The sequence below is a fragment of the Methylorubrum sp. SL192 genome (genome assembly GCF_026672325.1).
GTDB classification, from domain to species: Bacteria; Pseudomonadota; Alphaproteobacteria; order Rhizobiales; family Beijerinckiaceae; genus Methylobacterium; species Methylobacterium extorquens.
This window is the reverse complement of sequence record NZ_JAPPQV010000003.1, coordinates 1,451,549-1,467,038: the sequence shown is the minus strand read 5'-3', so window position 1 is coordinate 1,467,038 and position 15,490 is coordinate 1,451,549. Positions and strand designations below refer to the sequence as shown.

General features: G+C 69.2%; 18 protein-coding genes. 10 read left to right on the top strand and 8 right to left on the bottom strand.

The window, feature by feature from the left end; translation table 11 throughout:
• The first annotated feature begins 55 nt into the window (after nt 1-55).
• Nucleotides 56-823 carry a Bax inhibitor-1/YccA family protein gene (locus OVA30_RS07620; RefSeq protein WP_003603916.1) on the top strand — a complete coding sequence of 256 codons (768 nt, stop codon included), beginning with the start codon at nt 56-58 and terminating at the stop codon, nt 821-823.
• Nucleotides 824-982: 159 nt separating this feature from the next.
• On the opposite strand, the gene yidD is transcribed toward OVA30_RS07620, so the two are convergent.
• Both yidD and OVA30_RS07610 read right to left on the bottom strand, forming a co-directional pair.
• Nucleotides 983-1,330, bottom strand: a complete 348-nt coding sequence (yidD, locus tag OVA30_RS07615; RefSeq protein ID WP_268175079.1) for a membrane protein insertion efficiency factor YidD — start codon at nt 1,328-1,330, stop codon at nt 983-985.
• Between the two features lie 44 nt (nt 1,331-1,374).
• Nucleotides 1,375-1,848: an iron-sulfur cluster assembly scaffold protein gene (locus OVA30_RS07610; protein WP_268175078.1), complete on the bottom strand. Its 474-nt coding sequence runs from the start codon at nt 1,846-1,848 to the stop codon at nt 1,375-1,377.
• Between the two features lie 223 nt (nt 1,849-2,071).
• Between OVA30_RS07610 and folE the strand changes: the two genes are divergently transcribed.
• From folE to OVA30_RS07595, 3 genes are read left to right on the top strand one after another with little or no spacing between them, the layout of a single operon-like run.
• Entirely contained in the window at nt 2,072-2,881 is an 810-nt protein-coding gene (gene folE, locus OVA30_RS07605) for a GTP cyclohydrolase I FolE (protein WP_003603913.1), read from the top strand.
• 19 nt (nt 2,882-2,900) lie between these two features.
• Entirely contained in the window at nt 2,901-3,323 is a 423-nt protein-coding gene (gene hisI, locus OVA30_RS07600) for a phosphoribosyl-AMP cyclohydrolase (RefSeq protein WP_268175077.1), read from the top strand.
• Nucleotides 3,320-4,378 (top strand): patatin-like phospholipase family protein, encoded by a 1,059-nt coding sequence (locus OVA30_RS07595; protein ID WP_268175076.1) that lies wholly within the window; start codon nt 3,320-3,322, stop codon nt 4,376-4,378. Before hisI ends, OVA30_RS07595 begins: the two co-directional genes overlap by 4 nt.
• A 52-nt stretch (nt 4,379-4,430) precedes the next feature.
• Here OVA30_RS07595 and OVA30_RS07590 read toward each other — a convergent pair whose 3' ends face one another.
• The 3 genes from OVA30_RS07590 to OVA30_RS07580 form a co-directional block, all read right to left on the bottom strand.
• Entirely contained in the window at nt 4,431-4,862 is a 432-nt protein-coding gene (locus OVA30_RS07590) for a CBS domain-containing protein (protein WP_056460937.1), read from the bottom strand.
• Between the two features lie 362 nt (nt 4,863-5,224).
• Entirely contained in the window at nt 5,225-6,112 is an 888-nt protein-coding gene (locus tag OVA30_RS07585; protein ID WP_003603908.1) for a transporter, read from the bottom strand.
• 241 nt (nt 6,113-6,353) lie between these two features.
• Nucleotides 6,354-7,178 (bottom strand): rhomboid family intramembrane serine protease, encoded by an 825-nt coding sequence (locus OVA30_RS07580; protein ID WP_268175075.1) that lies wholly within the window; start codon nt 7,176-7,178, stop codon nt 6,354-6,356.
• A gap of 240 nt (nt 7,179-7,418) precedes the next feature.
• Between OVA30_RS07580 and OVA30_RS07575 the strand changes: the two genes are divergently transcribed.
• The 6 genes from OVA30_RS07575 (at nt 7,419) to OVA30_RS07550 (ending at nt 13,288) form a co-directional block, all read left to right on the top strand.
• Nucleotides 7,419-8,039, top strand: a complete 621-nt coding sequence (locus tag OVA30_RS07575) for a PAS domain-containing protein (protein WP_015950924.1) — start codon at nt 7,419-7,421, stop codon at nt 8,037-8,039.
• A gap of 208 nt (nt 8,040-8,247) precedes the next feature.
• Nucleotides 8,248-8,871, top strand: a complete 624-nt coding sequence (locus tag OVA30_RS07570) for a PilZ domain-containing protein (protein WP_003603905.1) — start codon at nt 8,248-8,250, stop codon at nt 8,869-8,871.
• Between the two features lie 449 nt (nt 8,872-9,320).
• Nucleotides 9,321-9,980: a transglutaminase-like cysteine peptidase gene (locus OVA30_RS07565; protein ID WP_253395760.1), complete on the top strand. Its 660-nt coding sequence runs from the start codon at nt 9,321-9,323 to the stop codon at nt 9,978-9,980.
• A gap of 206 nt (nt 9,981-10,186) precedes the next feature.
• Entirely contained in the window at nt 10,187-10,891 is a 705-nt protein-coding gene (locus OVA30_RS07560; protein WP_268175074.1) for a transglutaminase-like cysteine peptidase, read from the top strand.
• A gap of 121 nt (nt 10,892-11,012) precedes the next feature.
• Nucleotides 11,013-12,128, top strand: a complete 1,116-nt coding sequence (locus tag OVA30_RS07555) for a two-component system sensor histidine kinase NtrB (RefSeq protein ID WP_268175072.1) — start codon at nt 11,013-11,015, stop codon at nt 12,126-12,128.
• 200 nt (nt 12,129-12,328) lie between these two features.
• Nucleotides 12,329-13,288, top strand: a complete 960-nt coding sequence (locus tag OVA30_RS07550; RefSeq protein ID WP_012253702.1) for a Tim44 domain-containing protein — start codon at nt 12,329-12,331, stop codon at nt 13,286-13,288.
• 153 nt (nt 13,289-13,441) lie between these two features.
• Here OVA30_RS07550 and OVA30_RS07545 read toward each other — a convergent pair whose 3' ends face one another.
• From OVA30_RS07545 to OVA30_RS07535, 3 genes are all read right to left on the bottom strand, one after another.
• Entirely contained in the window at nt 13,442-13,648 is a 207-nt protein-coding gene (locus tag OVA30_RS07545) for a Trm112 family protein (RefSeq protein WP_003604638.1), read from the bottom strand.
• A gap of 57 nt (nt 13,649-13,705) precedes the next feature.
• Entirely contained in the window at nt 13,706-14,374 is a 669-nt protein-coding gene (locus OVA30_RS07540; RefSeq protein ID WP_003604639.1) for an LON peptidase substrate-binding domain-containing protein, read from the bottom strand.
• Nucleotides 14,375-14,459: 85 nt separating this feature from the next.
• On the bottom strand, nt 14,460-15,368 hold the full coding sequence (locus OVA30_RS07535; RefSeq protein ID WP_268175071.1) for a thioredoxin family protein: 909 nt from the start codon (nt 15,366-15,368) through the stop codon (nt 14,460-14,462).
• Between the last annotated feature and the right edge of the window lie 122 nt (nt 15,369-15,490).

Sequence of the window (15,490 nt, the reverse complement as noted above, 5' to 3'; positions counted from 1 at the left end):
GTCGCGCGTGGACCCCGTCACAACTCCGCGCCGAGAGGTTTCAAGGGAAACTTTCATGGCATTCGACAACAGCCCGTTCCGTGCCGGCGCCCAGCCGCAGGGGTACGCCGGCTCTCAGGTCGAAGTCGACCAGGGCCTGCGCAGCTTCATGCTGGGCGTCTACAACAACATGGTCGTCGGCCTCGGGATCTCGGGTCTCGTGGCGCTCGCCCTCAACATGGCCGCCGTCGCGCAGACCGGTGCCGGCCGTCTCGCTCTGACCCCGTTCGGGCAGTTCCTCTACACCAGCCCCTTCAAGTGGGTGCTGATGCTGGCGCCGCTCGCCTTCATCTTCGTGTTCTCGTTCCGGATGGACCGCATGTCGGCCTCGTCCGCACGGATGATGTTCTGGGCCTTCGCGGCGGTGATGGGCGCCTCGATGTCCACCCTGCTGCTCGTGTTCACGGGCGCCAGCGTGGTGCGGGTGTTCTTCATCACGGCGGCGACCTTCGCGGGCCTGAGCCTCTACGGCTACACCACGAAGCGCAGCCTGTCGGGCATGGGCTCGTTCCTGATGATGGGCCTGATCGGCATCATCATCGCCTCGCTGGTGAACCTCTTCCTGGCCTCTTCCGCGCTTCAGTTCGCGATCTCGGTGCTCGGCGTCCTCATCTTCGCCGGCCTGACCGCTTTCGACACGCAGAAGCTCAAGGAGATGTACCTCTACAGCGGCCTCGATGCCGAGGGTGCGGCCAAGATGTCCGTCAACGGCGCCCTGACGCTGTACCTGGACTTCATCAACATGTTCCAGTTCCTGCTCTCGCTGCTCGGCGACCGCCGCTAAGCGACGACGCAGCGACCGAAACGAGAGAAAGCCCCGGCCGAAAGGCCGGGGCTTTTTCGTGCGCGCATTGGCTGGGGCGCCGGCTCCGTATCCCCGCGGGCCGCACGGCTCGGGGCTAGGGGGTGGCGCGTTACGGACGAGACTCGGGATGAGAAACCGTCAGCGGCGCTCTTCCACCGCCTCGCACACCAGGGGCGGCGGCGCCTCGACACCGCGCCAGCGGCCATAGGACCAGGGCCGGTGCCAGGCGGCCCGCTCCGGCAGGTGTCCGGGAACCAGATCGATGCCGTGCGTACCGAACGGGCCGCAGCGGCAGATGCGGGCAAAGCCGATCCATCCACCGGCCCAGAGACCGTGCCGCTGGATCGCCTCGTCGGTATAGGCCGAGCAGGACGGCCAATGCCGGCACTGGCGGCCGATCAGCCCGGACAGCGTGAGCTGGTAGGCGCGGATCGCTCCGTGCGCCGCCCGGCGAACCACGCGGCTGTCGGCTCCCTCTCGTCGCATCGTCCTCTGTCCAAAAAACCGGTGCCTGCCGTCCGGGACGCGGCTCAGGCCGCCTCGGGCGAACCAGCACCCTTACCGGAATCCTTGCGGGCGGCGATCTGGTCGAGCGCGTCCACCACGGCGTCGAAGGTCAGGAGCGTGGAGGCGTGACGGGCACGAAAGTCGCGCACCGGCTCCAGCACGGCGAGATCGGCCCATTCGCCCTCCGGCGCGGGGCCGTTCTCCTTCAGCATCGCCCGCATCCGGGCGCGCACCGCGCGCAGCTCCTCGGCCGTCGCGCCGACGACGTGGCGGGCCATCAGCGAGGAGGAGGCCTGCCCGAGCGCGCAGGCTTTCACGTCGTGGGCGAAGTCGGCGACCGTGACGCCGTCCGCATCCAAACTGAGATCGACGGTGACGATCGAACCGCACAGCTTGGAATGGGCTGTGGCGGTGGCATCCGGTGTCGCCAACCGGCCGAGGCGAGGAATATCGGCGGCCAATTCCAGGATGCGGCGGTTATAAATGTCGTCGATCATCGCTGACACGCCTTTCGCGGCGCCTGTTCGAGTGAGGTCGCAGGATTCGTTGCGCCAGATACGCATGCCATGCATTGCGCGACGGCGCGATTGCGACGATATAGGCGCGACACCGCCATTCCGCGAGAATGGTACCGTCGACCCCGGTCACGCCCTGGCCCAGGATTCGGATCGTTCGAGGGCGTCGGCACTTGAACGTTTAAGACGCCCGGACGGATCGACGATGTACGCCAAGCCCGACAGCACCACCCTGAAGGCGCGTTTGGCGAAGGCCGGAGATGCCATGGATGCCGCTCTCAAATCCCTGTCCTACGGCATGAGCGACGACGAACGACGCATGAGTGCCGTGGGCCTGCAAGGAATGCGCGGCGCCAACGATCCGGGCCGTCCCGACATCACCCCCGATATCGCGCCCCTGCCCGAATCGGCCCAGCGGGTGCCGAACGAGGTGGCGCTCGGCCGTCCGAGCCGGCAGGAGGCGGAGGCCGCCGTGCGCACGCTCCTGCGCTGGGCCGGCGACGACCCGACCCGCGAAGGGCTGATCGAGACCCCCGCCCGCGTGGTGAAGGCCTACGAGCAGATCTTCGGTGGTTATCGCGCCGACGCGGACGCGCTGCTGGAGCGGGTGTTCGAGGAGGTCGAAGGCTATTCCGACGCCGTGCTGGTGCGCGACATCCCGTTCTACTCCCATTGCGAGCACCACATGGTGCCGTTCATGGGGCTCGCCCACATCGCCTACTACCCTACCAAGGGCGTGGTCGGCCTCTCCAAGCTCGCCCGCGTGGTCGATGCCTTCGCCCGTCGCCTGCAGACGCAGGAGACCATGACGGCGCAGATCGCCGACACGATCGAGAGCATCCTTCAGCCCCGCGGCTGCGCCGTGATGATCGAGGCCGAGCATCTCTGCATGGCGATGCGCGGCGTGCAGAAGGCCGGCGTTTCCACCATCACCACGCAGTTCCGCGGCGTCTACAAGAACGATGCGTCCGAGCAGGTCCGCTTCCTGACCTTCGTTCGGAACCAGAAGGGTTGAGGCCCACGAGCCTCCGACCATGACCGAACCATTCGCTTCCCCCGGCACCCGCGCCGAGGTCGAGGAGGGCGCTAGGCTGACGCCGCGCTTCGGCCCCGACGGACTCGTGGCTTGCATCGCCGTCGATGCGGGAGATGGGCGCGTGCTGATGCTCGCGCACATGAACGCCGAGGCGCTGGCCCGTACCCTGGAGACCGGCGAGGCGTGGTACTGGTCGCGCTCCCGCGGTGAACTCTGGCACAAGGGCGCGACCTCGGGGCAGATCCAACGGGTCGTGGAGATGCGGGTCGATTGCGATCAGGACGCGCTCCTGATCCGGGTCGAAGTGGGCGGCGACGGCGGCTGCTGCCATACCGGCCGCCGCTCCTGCTTCTACCGCGTGGTCGAGCGCGACCCCGCGAGCGGCGCCGTCAACCTCGCTCCGGCCGACCCGGATCGATGAGGATCGAGGCGTCCCGTTCCGCGGTGTCCCATTTTCCGGACGGGACCGTGGAACCGGTGGTGCCGCGTTTCCGCTCCCCCCGCATCGGTCTCGCCCTCGGCGGCGGCTCGGCCCGCGGCTGGTCGCATATCGGCGTGATCGAGGGATTGGAGGAGGCCGGGATCTTCCCCGAAGTGGTTGCGGGCTGCTCCATCGGTGCCGTCGTCGGCGGGGCCTACGCCGCGGGCCGCATCGGTGCCCTCAAGGCGTTCGCGCTCTCGCTCACCCGGCGCCGGGTGGTCGGCCTGCTCGACCCGCGCATCACCGGATCCGGCCTGATCGCGGGCGAGCGCCTGCGCCGCCGCCTCGCACGCGAACTCGACGGTTTCCGCATCGAGGATCTGCGCCTCGCCTTCGCCAGCGTGGCGACCGAACTCGGTACCGGCCACGAGGTGTGGCTGTCCCGCGGTCCCGTGGTCGAGGCAGTGCGGGCGTCCTACGCCATCCCCGGTATCTTCCCACCCGTCGCGCTCGAGGGGCGCCTGCTGATGGACGGGACGCTGGTGAATCCGGTGCCCGTGCGCCTCGCCCGCGAACTCGGCGCCGACCTCGTCATCTGCGTGAACCTCGCCTGCGAGACGCGCGCGCCCGCGACGGTGATCCGTCCCGAGCGGGACGATCCCCTGTTCGACGCTCCCGACGAGCCGGTCGAGCGGGCGATCGAGCAGACGCTGGAGGCCACCGTGCGCCGCCGGGGCCGTTGGGCCCTGCTCAGCGGCGCGAGCCGGCGCCTCATGGGCCGCCGCCGCAGACCGGAGCCACCGCCCTCCGTCGGCCGGCCGAGCCCCGGCGTCGCCCGCGTCATGCTCGACGCGTTCAACATTACCCAGGACCGGATCTCACGGGCACGGCTCGCGAGCGAACCGCCGGACGTCGCGATCCGGCCGCTGCTCGCCGAGTTCGGGCAGTTCGAGTTCCACCGGGCGGCCGATGGCATCGCCCTCGGCCGGCAGGCGGTGCGGGCGGCACTGCCTGAGATCCGGCGCATGATCGAGAGCGCGGCGGCGCGCGGTTGAGGCCGCCGCGGGTGGTGCAGGCGCGAGACCCGAACCGAAGTCAGGCCTGAAGTCAGGCCATCGTGATGTAGTCGCGCATCGCCTGATGCTCGGCTTCGACGGTGGCGATGCGCCGCTTCACCACGTCGCCGATCGAGACGACGCCGACGAGACGCCCTTCCTCCACCACCGGCAGGTGGCGGAAGCGGCCTTCCGTCATCGTCTCCATCACGTCCTCGATGCTGGCGCGCCGGGTGCAAGTCACGACCTTCGTGGTCATGTGATGCGAGATCGGGCGGTCGAGGGCCGAGGCCCCTTCGCTGGCCAGGGCCCGCATCACGTCGCGCTCGGACAGAATGCCGATCACGCGGCCCTCGGCATCGCCGATCACGAGGGCACCGATCCGCTTTTCGGCCAGCAGGTGGATCGCCTCGTCGATGGTGCGATGCGGCGGCAGCGTGACCACCGAGTCGCCTTTCTCTGCCAGGATACGCGCAACGGTCATGAAGTCTCCTCCCAAGGGTGACCGCACCGTCAGCCCGCGGTGCGGGAGCGGATGTGACCGGGTTGACCCCGGTTCTTCCCTGGCGAGTGTGTGGCGCCTTGGTCGCGCTGGCAAGCGTCGGACGAGGCTCTATTGTTCATGAAAGAACAAAAATTCTGAAGAAAAATTCACTTCCGCCATGCGGGGGGGCCCGACCGCAGAGCGCCTGCGATCCGGCCCCGATGCGCCGGCCGGATCGGCGAGGCGTTGCACGGCACCGACGCGTCGGCCGCGGACAGCGCGCAACAAAATAGCCGACCCCGAGGGCGGAGCGCCATCGGAGCCGGCTTCGGGTCGTGCGTTCAGCGCGCGAGAGGCGTCTCTCAGCGCCCGTCGGCCTGACGCCGGGTGATGAGGGTCCGGTTCGGCTCGGCCTCGGCCTTGTTCTGGAGGAACGGGACGATGATGCGCAGCCAGCCGCGGGTTTCCTTGCCGCCGTAATTGCGCTCGGCCACGTCGCGGGTGACGTAGCTCTGCACGTTCATGAAGCCGAAATTGTAGCCGACGAGGCCGCCGACCGCGATCTGCCCCTGCTGCCGGTAGCCGACGACGTTGGTCGCGAGATCGACCGAGCCGAAGGCCACAGGGCCGACCTGCCACTTGCCGAACTTCTTGGTCACGGTGAGGTCAAGGTTGAGGTAGTCGGGATAGAGCACGCCGTTGGGCGAGCGCGGCTCCAGGATGTGGCCGTAAAGCAGGTTGCCCGTGATGGCCCAGTCGTTGGCCGCGTAGGTGAGCGCGAAGCGGTGGCTCAGCGAGGGCGACTGGGTCAGGAAGCGGGTGTCCCAGGGAAGGTAGCCGCCGAGAAGGTAGCTGACGCCGACGCCGGCGCCGAGATCCCAGGCGAGCTGGCCCGCCAGCAGGGGCTGACCCCAGCCGCTGTTGTAGGGGTTGCCGCGCACGCTAGAGGCGGCGATGGGCGCGACGAAGACGAACTGCACCTGCCCGCCGAGAACGGAGAAGGGCGTCGCCCACAGCAGGGTCGGCAGGTTGATGTTGCTCTCGGAATCGAGCGGCGAGGTCTCGCGCACGCCGAAGCTCGAGAGGTTCACGGCGTAGAAGCCCTTCGGGAACGGCGCACCGAACGGCACGCCGACGGTCTGGCCGGGCTGCGCGGCGGAGCCGGCATGGGCGGCGATGCCGCCGAGGCCCCACGCGGTGGCAGTGAGGGCGAGCCCGAGACGGGCGATGACGGCTGCTCGATGTTTCACCGGTGTCCACTCTCCATCAAGAACGAAGCGATCATTTGATGGTTTTGTTTTAATCCGCTTCCGTTCATTTTATCGACGGTCGAGTGGCCGCTTTTATTGCCGCCTCAATTCCAGAAACCTCCAGCGTTGCACCAAAGTCACAGATCGTCTTGGCTGACCTTACAAGTGACTGACAAAACTTCGCTTTATCTCCGACTCCTACTTTCACGGCGGAGACGGCACGGGCGTTCGCGAAACGCCTTTAATGCCGCGCGTGGCGCGCGCCGCGCTCCATCAGCGGCAAGAGGAAGAACCCTGCGGCGAAGCCGCCGAGATGCGCGTCCCAGGCGATCGGCCCTTCGCTGCCCCCGAGCGGCAGGGCCAGGACGCCGAACAGCAGGTTGGTGACGAACCAGACCCCGAGGAACAGCACCGCCGGGCGGTTGCGCAGCAATTCCGGAATCGTCTGCAGCGTCGGCCGCGGCGGCAATTGCCAGGGTGCCCCGGCGACGAAGGACGGCGGAGGCTGGAACACGAAGCGGGCCGCCGCCGCCATGAGGGCCGAGATGCCGGCCGAGGCGCCGACCAGCGGCATCAGGCTGTAGGGATCGACGAAAAGGTGGACCAGGGCGCCGACCACGACGCCGGCGAGCGCCAGCAGGCCGTAGCGCAGGACGCCGTAGCGACGCGCGACCGGGGTGCCGAAGACGGCGAGCCACACCGCGTTGAAGATGAGGTGCACCCACGAGCCGTGCAGCAGGGCGTAGGTCGCGCCGGTCCAGGGCATCGCCGACGGCTCGGCGACGAGGTAGCGGGCGAATTCCTGCCGCGCCGTAGCGATGTCGGGCCTGCCCGCCCCCTCCCCCGCCGCCCGGACGATCTCGGCCGCAGATGCGGGATCGAACGCGGCGGTCCAGCGGGCGGGAATGAAGGCGAGGTTGAGGAGCACCGACAGGTCCAGTTCATCCGGCAGGACGGTGCGGACGACGTGGATCACGGCCAGAACCGCGATCGAGACCGTGACGACTCTCGGCAGGTTGAAGACGGGAACGCGGCCCTGGTGCGGCAGGTCGGGAGAAGCATCCATGCCGCACCATGTCGGGGGGAGGTGCGGCGCCGCAAGGTCCAATCGGCACAGGTTCGGTCAATTGCCGCCGAATTCGTAAATTGCCCGTTAAGGTTAAGGATGGGTTGAGCGAGCGTGCCGGGATGCGACGGCATAGGGTGTGCGGACGAGGACCACGAACGGCGCACGGTGACGCGTTTCGTCCCGTGCCGACCGAAAACCGAGCCCGTTTCAAACCGGGCCGTACCGATGCGGAACATCATGAAGCATCCGACCAGCCGTCAGCTTCACACCTACTGGGACCGGCTGCGCGGAGAGCGGTCCGCGCCCGAGCGCGGTGAGATCGAGCCCGGCGAAATCCGCAACCTGCTCGCCGACAGCTTCATTCTGGAAACCGATCCGGCGCGGCGCTCGAGCGCGGTGCGCCTGGCCGGCACCCGCCTGTGCGCCCTGTTCGGGCGCGAATTGCGGGGAAGCTCCTTCGGCGATCTGTGGGGCGAGCGGCCGCCGGCCTTCTCCGATCCGTGGCAACTCGTCGAAACCGTCACCGGCGATACGGTGGGCGTGGTGGCGGGGCTCACCGGCTTCACCGCGCGGGACGAGACCCTCGATCTCGAACTCCTGCTCCTGCCCCTGCGCCACCGCGGCAAGACCCAGGCCCGCATTCTCGGCGCCCTCAGCCCTCATTGCATCCCGACCTGGCTCGGCAGCCGCCCGATCCTGCGGCTCGAGGCGGTCTCCCTGCGGGTGCTGGAAACGGTCGCGCCGGAGCCTGCCGCGATGCGAACCTTCGTGGACGCCCTGCCCGAGCCCGCCAACGATGCCCGCCCCGTCCGCTTCGGCCACCTGCTGGTTCACGAGGGCGGGCGCAGCAACGCCTGACCATGCGCGGCGCGGAGCCTCGTCCCGGGCGCTGGGCCGGCCTGCCCGGATGGACGGCGCGGCACGACCGCGCTCCCTGTGGCCCGTCTTCGTCGCCCCATCCCGCTTTCGTGACCCGCTCACGATTCAAGTTCGGCGTGTCTGCAAGCCTTTTGTAACCGCAGCGCGGCTATTGATTCGGTTGTGACATCGAGACTGCCGAGCTGACATGACCGAGCTTTCCCGATCCGGGATGGCCCCCACCCTGTCCGACTACGCCGCCGAGCAGCGCCGGCACCAGCGGGTGCGCGCGACTCTGCTCGGTCGCTACATGCTGGCGGACCGGCGCGAATATCCATGCCAGACGGTGGACATGTCCCCCGGCGGCGTCCGCCTGACCTGCGCCGTGATCGGCGCGCTCAACGAGCGCGTGGTGCTGTATCTCGAACAGATCGGCCGGCTCGAAGGGGTGATCGTCCGCCACCCGCCGCGGGGTTTTGCCATGCGGATCAACGCGACGCCGCGCAAGCGCGACAAGATCGCGTCCCAGCTCATGTGGCTCGCCAACCGCGAGAGCCTCGGCCTGCCAGAGGGCCGGACCAACGAGCGCCTCGTGCCGAACCAGCCCGGCGTGACCCTGCGCCTGGAGAGCGGCCGGTTCATCGCCGCCCGGATCATCGACATCTCGATGTCGGGCGTGGCGCTCGCGACCGCCTCGTCGCCGCCGATCGGCGCGCATATCCTGGTCGGCTCCACGCCGGGGCGGGTGGTGCGCTACTTCGAGGGCGGCATCGGCGCCCAGTTCATGCTGCCGATCTCGCCCGACCGTTTTCACGAGGGCATCACGCTCTGACGTGACGGGGGCGACCCCATCGAAGCCCTTGCCGGACCGACACCCCCATCGCGCAGGCCGGCTCCTGAACGGAGTTTTTCGCCGCGTGCGGTCCGAGGTCTGAGGATCACCGGCCCGGGCCAAGGCGCGCGGCTGATCCTGCTCTCCCCAGCCGCCCCCCTCATCCGGATCATCCCAAGACACGTCCTGTCCGCAGCTGAGCGGCGTGACCTGCTCCTCGTCGCGCAACTGCGGGGCGCCGTGGCCGGTGCACTCGTAGGCCGGCGGCATTCAGGGTTTCCCGACCCCTAACGCGATCCCCTGCATTTGCCGCGGATCCGTGAGCCGCAATTCGCCCTCACGCGGGAGCGGATCGTTGCCGGGGCGAATCGATAAAATTGCGCGGATCGGCTTCAGCGCGGCGGAGGAGGTGCGGCGACATCCTGGCCTCGTTCGAAGGAAACGCCACGATGCGCACCACCGGGACGGGTCATTTCAAGTCGGGTCTCCAGATGGGGATGCTGGCGCTTCTGGCCCTCTGCGTCGGCTTCATCGGCGGCGCCGAGGCGCAGACCGCCACCCAGATGGCCGCCCTGCCCGCGACGACCGTCGGCCTCACCCCCGGCGCGGCGGCCAAGCCGATCCTGGCCTGGACCGAGTTCTGCCAATCCTATCCGGCGGAATGCGCCTTCAACCGGGACGAGCCCGCCCGGATCGCCCTCACCCCCGCCATCTGGTCGAGCATCGTCTCGGTCAACCGTCGCGTGAACCGGACGATCGAGCCCATCACCGATCAGGATCATTGGGGCCGCCCCGACCGCTGGGATCTGGCCGAGGACGGCGCGGGCGATTGCGAGGACTTCCAACTCCTCAAGCGCCGGATGCTCGCCGCGGCCGGCCTGCCGCGCCGGGCGATGCGGATGACGGTGGTGATCGACGAGAAGGGCGAGGGCCATGCCGTGCTCACCCTCATCACCGACCGCGGCGACTACATCCTCGACAACAAGACCAACGCCGTGATGCCCTGGCACGAGACCGGCTACGTCTTCATCAAGCGCGAGGGGCAGGACGCCCTGGCATGGGTTTCGCTCGGCGGGGCCAGCTCGCCGGTCACCACGGCGAACCGCTGATCGGCCCTCCGTTTCGCGGTTCGCTCTCGCACGTCTGACGCCGATCGGGCGGGCGGGTGTGACCGGATTACCAGCCTGATCGGGGTTGTCTCACCGTGACACGGATAAGCGGCATTCCGCCTTCATCCTTCCGTCACTTTCGTATTGAGCCGGGCGCCAGCCCGTGCAAGCTTTGCCGGGAAACAGGGGCTGCAGGACGGTCGGCCATGCGGTACGCGGTGCTTCGGAGCGTCGGCGACGGATCGGCGTTCCCCCGCGGGAACGTGAGGCGGCGCCTCCGCCGGGCGGCCCATCTGTCCCTCGTCGGCGCCACGCTGCTGCTCGGCGGCGCCGCAGCGCCGGCCCAGCCGAGCCAAGCCCGCACCGTCGCCAGCCTGCCCGAAGCGGGCACCGCCGCCGATGCCGGCGCGCCGGCCCGGCCCGTGGCCGCCTGGAACGATTTCTGCGCCCGATACCCGTCCGAATGTACGGTCGATCCCTCCGAGCCGGCGCTCGTCGCTCTGACGCCCGCTTTGTGGCACACGCTCACGACCGTGAACCGCCGGGTCAACGCCCGCATCAAGCCGATCACCGACATGGCCCATTGGGGTGTCGTCGATCGCTGGGACTTTCCCGATGACGGCTTCGGCGATTGCGAGGACATCCAGCTCCTCAAGCGCCGGATGCTGGTGGAGCGACGCCTGCCGCGCCGGGCTCTGCGCATGACGGTGGTGATCGACGAGATCGGCGAGGGCCACGCGGTGCTGATGGTGCGCACCGACCGGGGCGACCTGATCCTCGACAACAAGACCAACGCGGTGCTGCCGTGGCAGCGCACCGGCTACAGCTTCATCAAGCGCGAGGGACAGGACGGCCGGGCCTGGGTCGGCCTCGACAACGGCACCTCGCCCGTCACCACCGCCAACCGCTGATCCGGATCGACTTTCGAGCGTTGACGGCCATGCTCCTGCCGCGCTCCGGACCATCCATGAGACGTCCCATCGCCTGCCGGGCCTCGTCGCCTCCCGCCCACTCTCATGTCGGCGGCGCCGCATGACGGTGTCCGCCGCCGCTGCATCACCTGCCCCGGACGGGGGAGCCGAGACCGGCTTCCTCGCCCTGCTGCCGTTGCCCGCGCTCATCCTGGCGGGATCGGAGGCCGGGACGACGATCGCGGGCGTCAACCCCGCTTTGCTGGGGCTGACCGGCTTCGACGAGGCCGCCTTGGTCGGCAGCGGGATCGAGGTGCTCGCCTGCCACCACGGCAGTCACACCGGTTGGACGCCCTTGCGCGAGGCCCTGGCCCGCGGCGCGGCACAGAGCGCCGAGTTGCTGTTCGGCCGCAACGGCGGCGCCTCGTTCTGGGGTGAGATCCACCTCACGGTTCTCCCCGGCGAAGGCTCCCCCCGCTTCCTCGGCCAGATCGTGGACGTGACGCGGCGGCGGGATGCCGAGGACGCCCTCGCCCTGTCGCGGCAGCGGGAGGCGCTCGGCCTGCTCACCAACAGCGTCGCGCACGAGTTCAACAACTTCCTGCAGATCCTGATCGGCTACATCGACGGGCTCAAGCGGCGCCTCGGCGACCGGCCCGAGCCCTTCATCCAGCGGGCCATCATCCGCTCCACCGAGGCATCCGAGCGGGCCGCCGTGCTCACCCGCCAGCTCCTCGCCCATTCCCGGCGGATCGCGCCCGACCTGCGCCCGGTCGATCTCGCCGAGGCGGTGCGGTTCGGGCTCGACCGGCTGCGCCCCACCCTGCCGGCCGGGATCCAGCTCGACCTGTCGATCCCGGACGATCTGCCGCCGGCCCTGTGCAACCCGATCCAGCTCGAACTGGCTCTGGGCCACATCCTCGCCAATGCCTGCGAGGCGATGTCCGGTCAGGGCCGCATCCGCGTGGCGCTGTTCGCCATCGAGCCGGGCGACCGCACGCTCCAGCGCCCGGAGGCCGGGGCCGTCGGTCTCACGGTCTCGGATACCGGGCACGGCCTGTCCCCGGAGATGCTGTCGCGGGCGCTCGCGCCCTTCGCCACCACCCGCGAATCCGGCCGCGGTGCGGGGCTCGCCATCGTGCACGGGCTGATGAAGCGCCAGAACGGCACGATCTCCATCGAGAGCCGGCCCGGCGAGGGCGCGACCGTACGGCTGGTTTTCCCGGCCGCCCGGTGACGCCCGACCCCGCAGGTGCCCGTCTCGAGGCGCCTCGACGCTCGCTTTGCAACATGGGTACGGGCCGAAGCGTGGCGGTTCGTGAGACACTCTTAACTGTTCGAAACTCACCCCTGGATCGGGACTAAAAATCCCGCTCGGACGCCACCATCTTAGGGGGGCAATTGTTCCCCTTCACGCTCACCACGAGGTTTTGACCCATGGCATCCTCCCCCGCGCGCCGTCGGCGCGTCGTGACCCTCCTTGCGCTTGCGGCTTCGCTCGCCCTCGCGGCGCCCGCCGTCGATGCGCGGCCGGGCGGCGGTGGCGGCATGGGCTCGCGCGGCTCGAAGACCTTCAGCGCGCCGCCTTCCACCGCGACCTCGCCGGGCGCGATGGGACCGATCCAGCGCTCGCAGACGAGCCCGAGCCCCGGCTTCAACAATCCCGGCATGGCGGCGCAGAACCGGGGCTCACGCTTCGGCGGCGGCTTTCTCGGCGGCATGCTCGGCGCCGGCCTTCTCGGCGCCCTGCTGGGTGCCGGCTTCTCCGGTGGTCTCGGCGGCATCGGCTCGTTTATCGGCCTGATCTTCCAGATCGGCCTGATCGCCTTCCTCGTGATGATGGCGGTGCGCTTCTTCCGCCGCCGTCAGGAGGGCCAGCCCGCCATGGCCGGCAACGCGCCCCATGCCCGCTCCGGCCTGCCGCCGCAGGGCGGCATGAACCCTGGCGTGAATCCGATGGGTGGTGGTTTGGGCGGCGCCCGTCCGCAGCCCGTCCAGCCGGTCCAGGTCCAGCCGGACGACTTCCAGGCCTTCGAACGCTCCCTTCAGGAGATCCAGAGCGCCTATGGCCGTGAGGATGTGGCCGCGCTGCGGCGTCTCGCGACCCCGGAGATGGTGAGCTATTTCGAGGAAGATCTGCGCGCCAACGCCGCCCGCGGCGTGGTCAACCGGATCTCGGACGTGAAGCTTCTCCAGGGCGACCTGTCCGAGGCGTGGCGTGAGGGCCCGGCGGAGTTCGCCACCGTCGCCATGCGCTTCTCGCTGCGTGACGAGGTGTTCGAGCGCGCCTCCAACCGTCATGTCGAGAACGGCCCGCAGGAGGCCAAGGAGTTCTGGACCTTCGTGCGCGAGCCCGGCGGCCCGTGGCTGCTCTCGGCGATCCAGCAGGGACGGTAACCGTCCCGATCGGTCCAACAAAAAGGGCGTCCGGCGAAAGCCGGGCGCCCTTTTTCTTGTCCGCTCTCTCACATCGGCGGCGTCACAACATCGGCTGTCGCCGCCGAGGGATCGCTTCGCTCCGCCTGCAGCGACGGCGCGTCGCCTAGCCGATCACTCCGTCAGGGAGCGCGCCTCTTCCGGCAGCATGATCGGGATGCCGTCGCGGATCGGGTAGGCCAGCTTGGCGGAGCGGCTGATCAGCTCCTCGCGGGCGGCGTCATATTCCAGCGGCTCCTTGGTCAGCGGGCAGACCAGGAGTTCGAGCAGGCGGGGATCGACCCGGGTCGCTTCGACGGTGGGGGTGGGCGTATCGGCCATGATGTTCGCTTCCGGTGGACGGACTCCGCGACCGCCAAAAGGTCGGGAGCCCTTGTTTTACTGCAGCGTCGGCTCGGAGCCGCTGGCGCGCACCAGCTCCATTTCGGTGACGGCGACGAGCACCTCGGCCCGCGTCTTCAGGTCGGGCGCTTCCAGCATCGCCTGTTTCTCGCGCACGCCGAACGGGCTCATCATGCAGAGCGCGTTGACCAAGGCCTCGTTCGACGCCTCGTCGATGCCGGCCCAATCGACCTGAAGCTCGTTGGCATCGACGAAGTTGCGCAGGGTCTTCAGCACGCTCTCGCGATCGACCGCCTCCTCGCCCGCCCGCGCCTCGAAATCCTGGGCGAAGGCGTCGTAGGAGACTTGGCAGCGGCGATAGGCGGTGGTGACGGAGAGTTCGTTCTCGACCCGGAAGCGGCTGACGCCGGTGAGCGAGATCAGGTAGCGCCCGTCGCCGGTCTCGGCGAACTGGCTGATCCGCCCGGCACAGCCGACCCGATAGAGCCGGGGGCTGAGCAGCGAGCCGGCCCCGTCCGCATCCGGCTGGATCATGCCGATGATCCGCTCGGAGCGCAGCGCGTCATCCACCATGGCGAGATAGCGCGGCTCGAAGATGTTGAGCGGCATCTGTCCCCGCGGCAGGAGCAGCGCCCCCGGCAGCGGGAAGACCGGGATGACGGCGGGGCAATCCGCCGGAGACTTGCAGCTCGGCTGCGGACTCATGCGCGGCTTTCCTGCTGTGGGACCGGATGGGGAGCCCCGCATCCGGCCGCTTCGGTCGCCCCGGCGTTCGCGCGGCGCGTGTGACTCACGAGAACAGCAGCGTCGAGAGCTGGCGGCGTCCCCGGATCGCGGCCGGGTCCATCAGGCCCCAGGCCTCGAAGAACTGGAGCAGTTGCTTGCGCGCCGCATCCTCGTTCCAGCTCCGGTCGGCGCGGGCGATGGCCACGAGCTGATCGACCGCCTCCTCGCGCTTGCCCGCCGCGTTGAGGCCCAGCGCGAGATCGAACCGGGCCTGGAAGTCGTTCGGGTCGGCCTCGATGCGCCTCTGCAGCGCGGCAAGGTCGCCCAGGGTCCCGGCCTGTTCGGCGAGTTCGAGGGCCGCGCGCACGCCCGCGAAGAGCGGGTCGTCGGCCTTGTCCGCCGGCGCCATGGCGAGAACCTGCTTGGCGCTCTCGGTCTCACCGAGTTCGAGCTGAGTCTTGGCCAGCCCGGCGATGGCCTTCAGGTTCTCCGGCTCCTCGCGCAGGACCGCGGCGTAGAGTTCGGAGGCGGCGGGGAGATCGCCCGCGGAGGCGACCGCGGCGGCCTCCTCCAGCACCTGATCGATCTCGGACGGGCCGGCGAGGCGATCGACGAAGGCGCGCACCTCGGATTCCGGCACGGCGCCCATGAAGGCATCCACCGGACGGCCGCGGTCGATCGCGATCACGGCGGGGATCGATTGCAGGCCGAGCTGCTGGCCGATCTGCTGCCAGACGCCGGGATGCTCGTCGATGTTGAGCTTGGCGAGCTTCACCCGGCCGCCCGACGCCCGCACGACCTTCTCGAGGACCGGCGTGAGCTGCTTGCACGGGCCGCACCACGGCGCCCAGAAATCGACGATCACCGGCTGGTTCATCGACTCGGCGATGACATCCTGCCGGAACCCCGCCGTGGTGGTGTCCTTGATGAGGCCGTCGACGGGGGCGCCGGCGGCGGCGTTGGCTTCGAGCATGGAGCCCTCGGAAATTCACAGAACGCACGTCGATGCGGGCAGCGCAGGTTCGTGCGGCGCATCGTTCCGTTACATGGGGCTTGGCGGCGCGGCTGACCAGACGTTTTCGCGTTCGCCGGAGC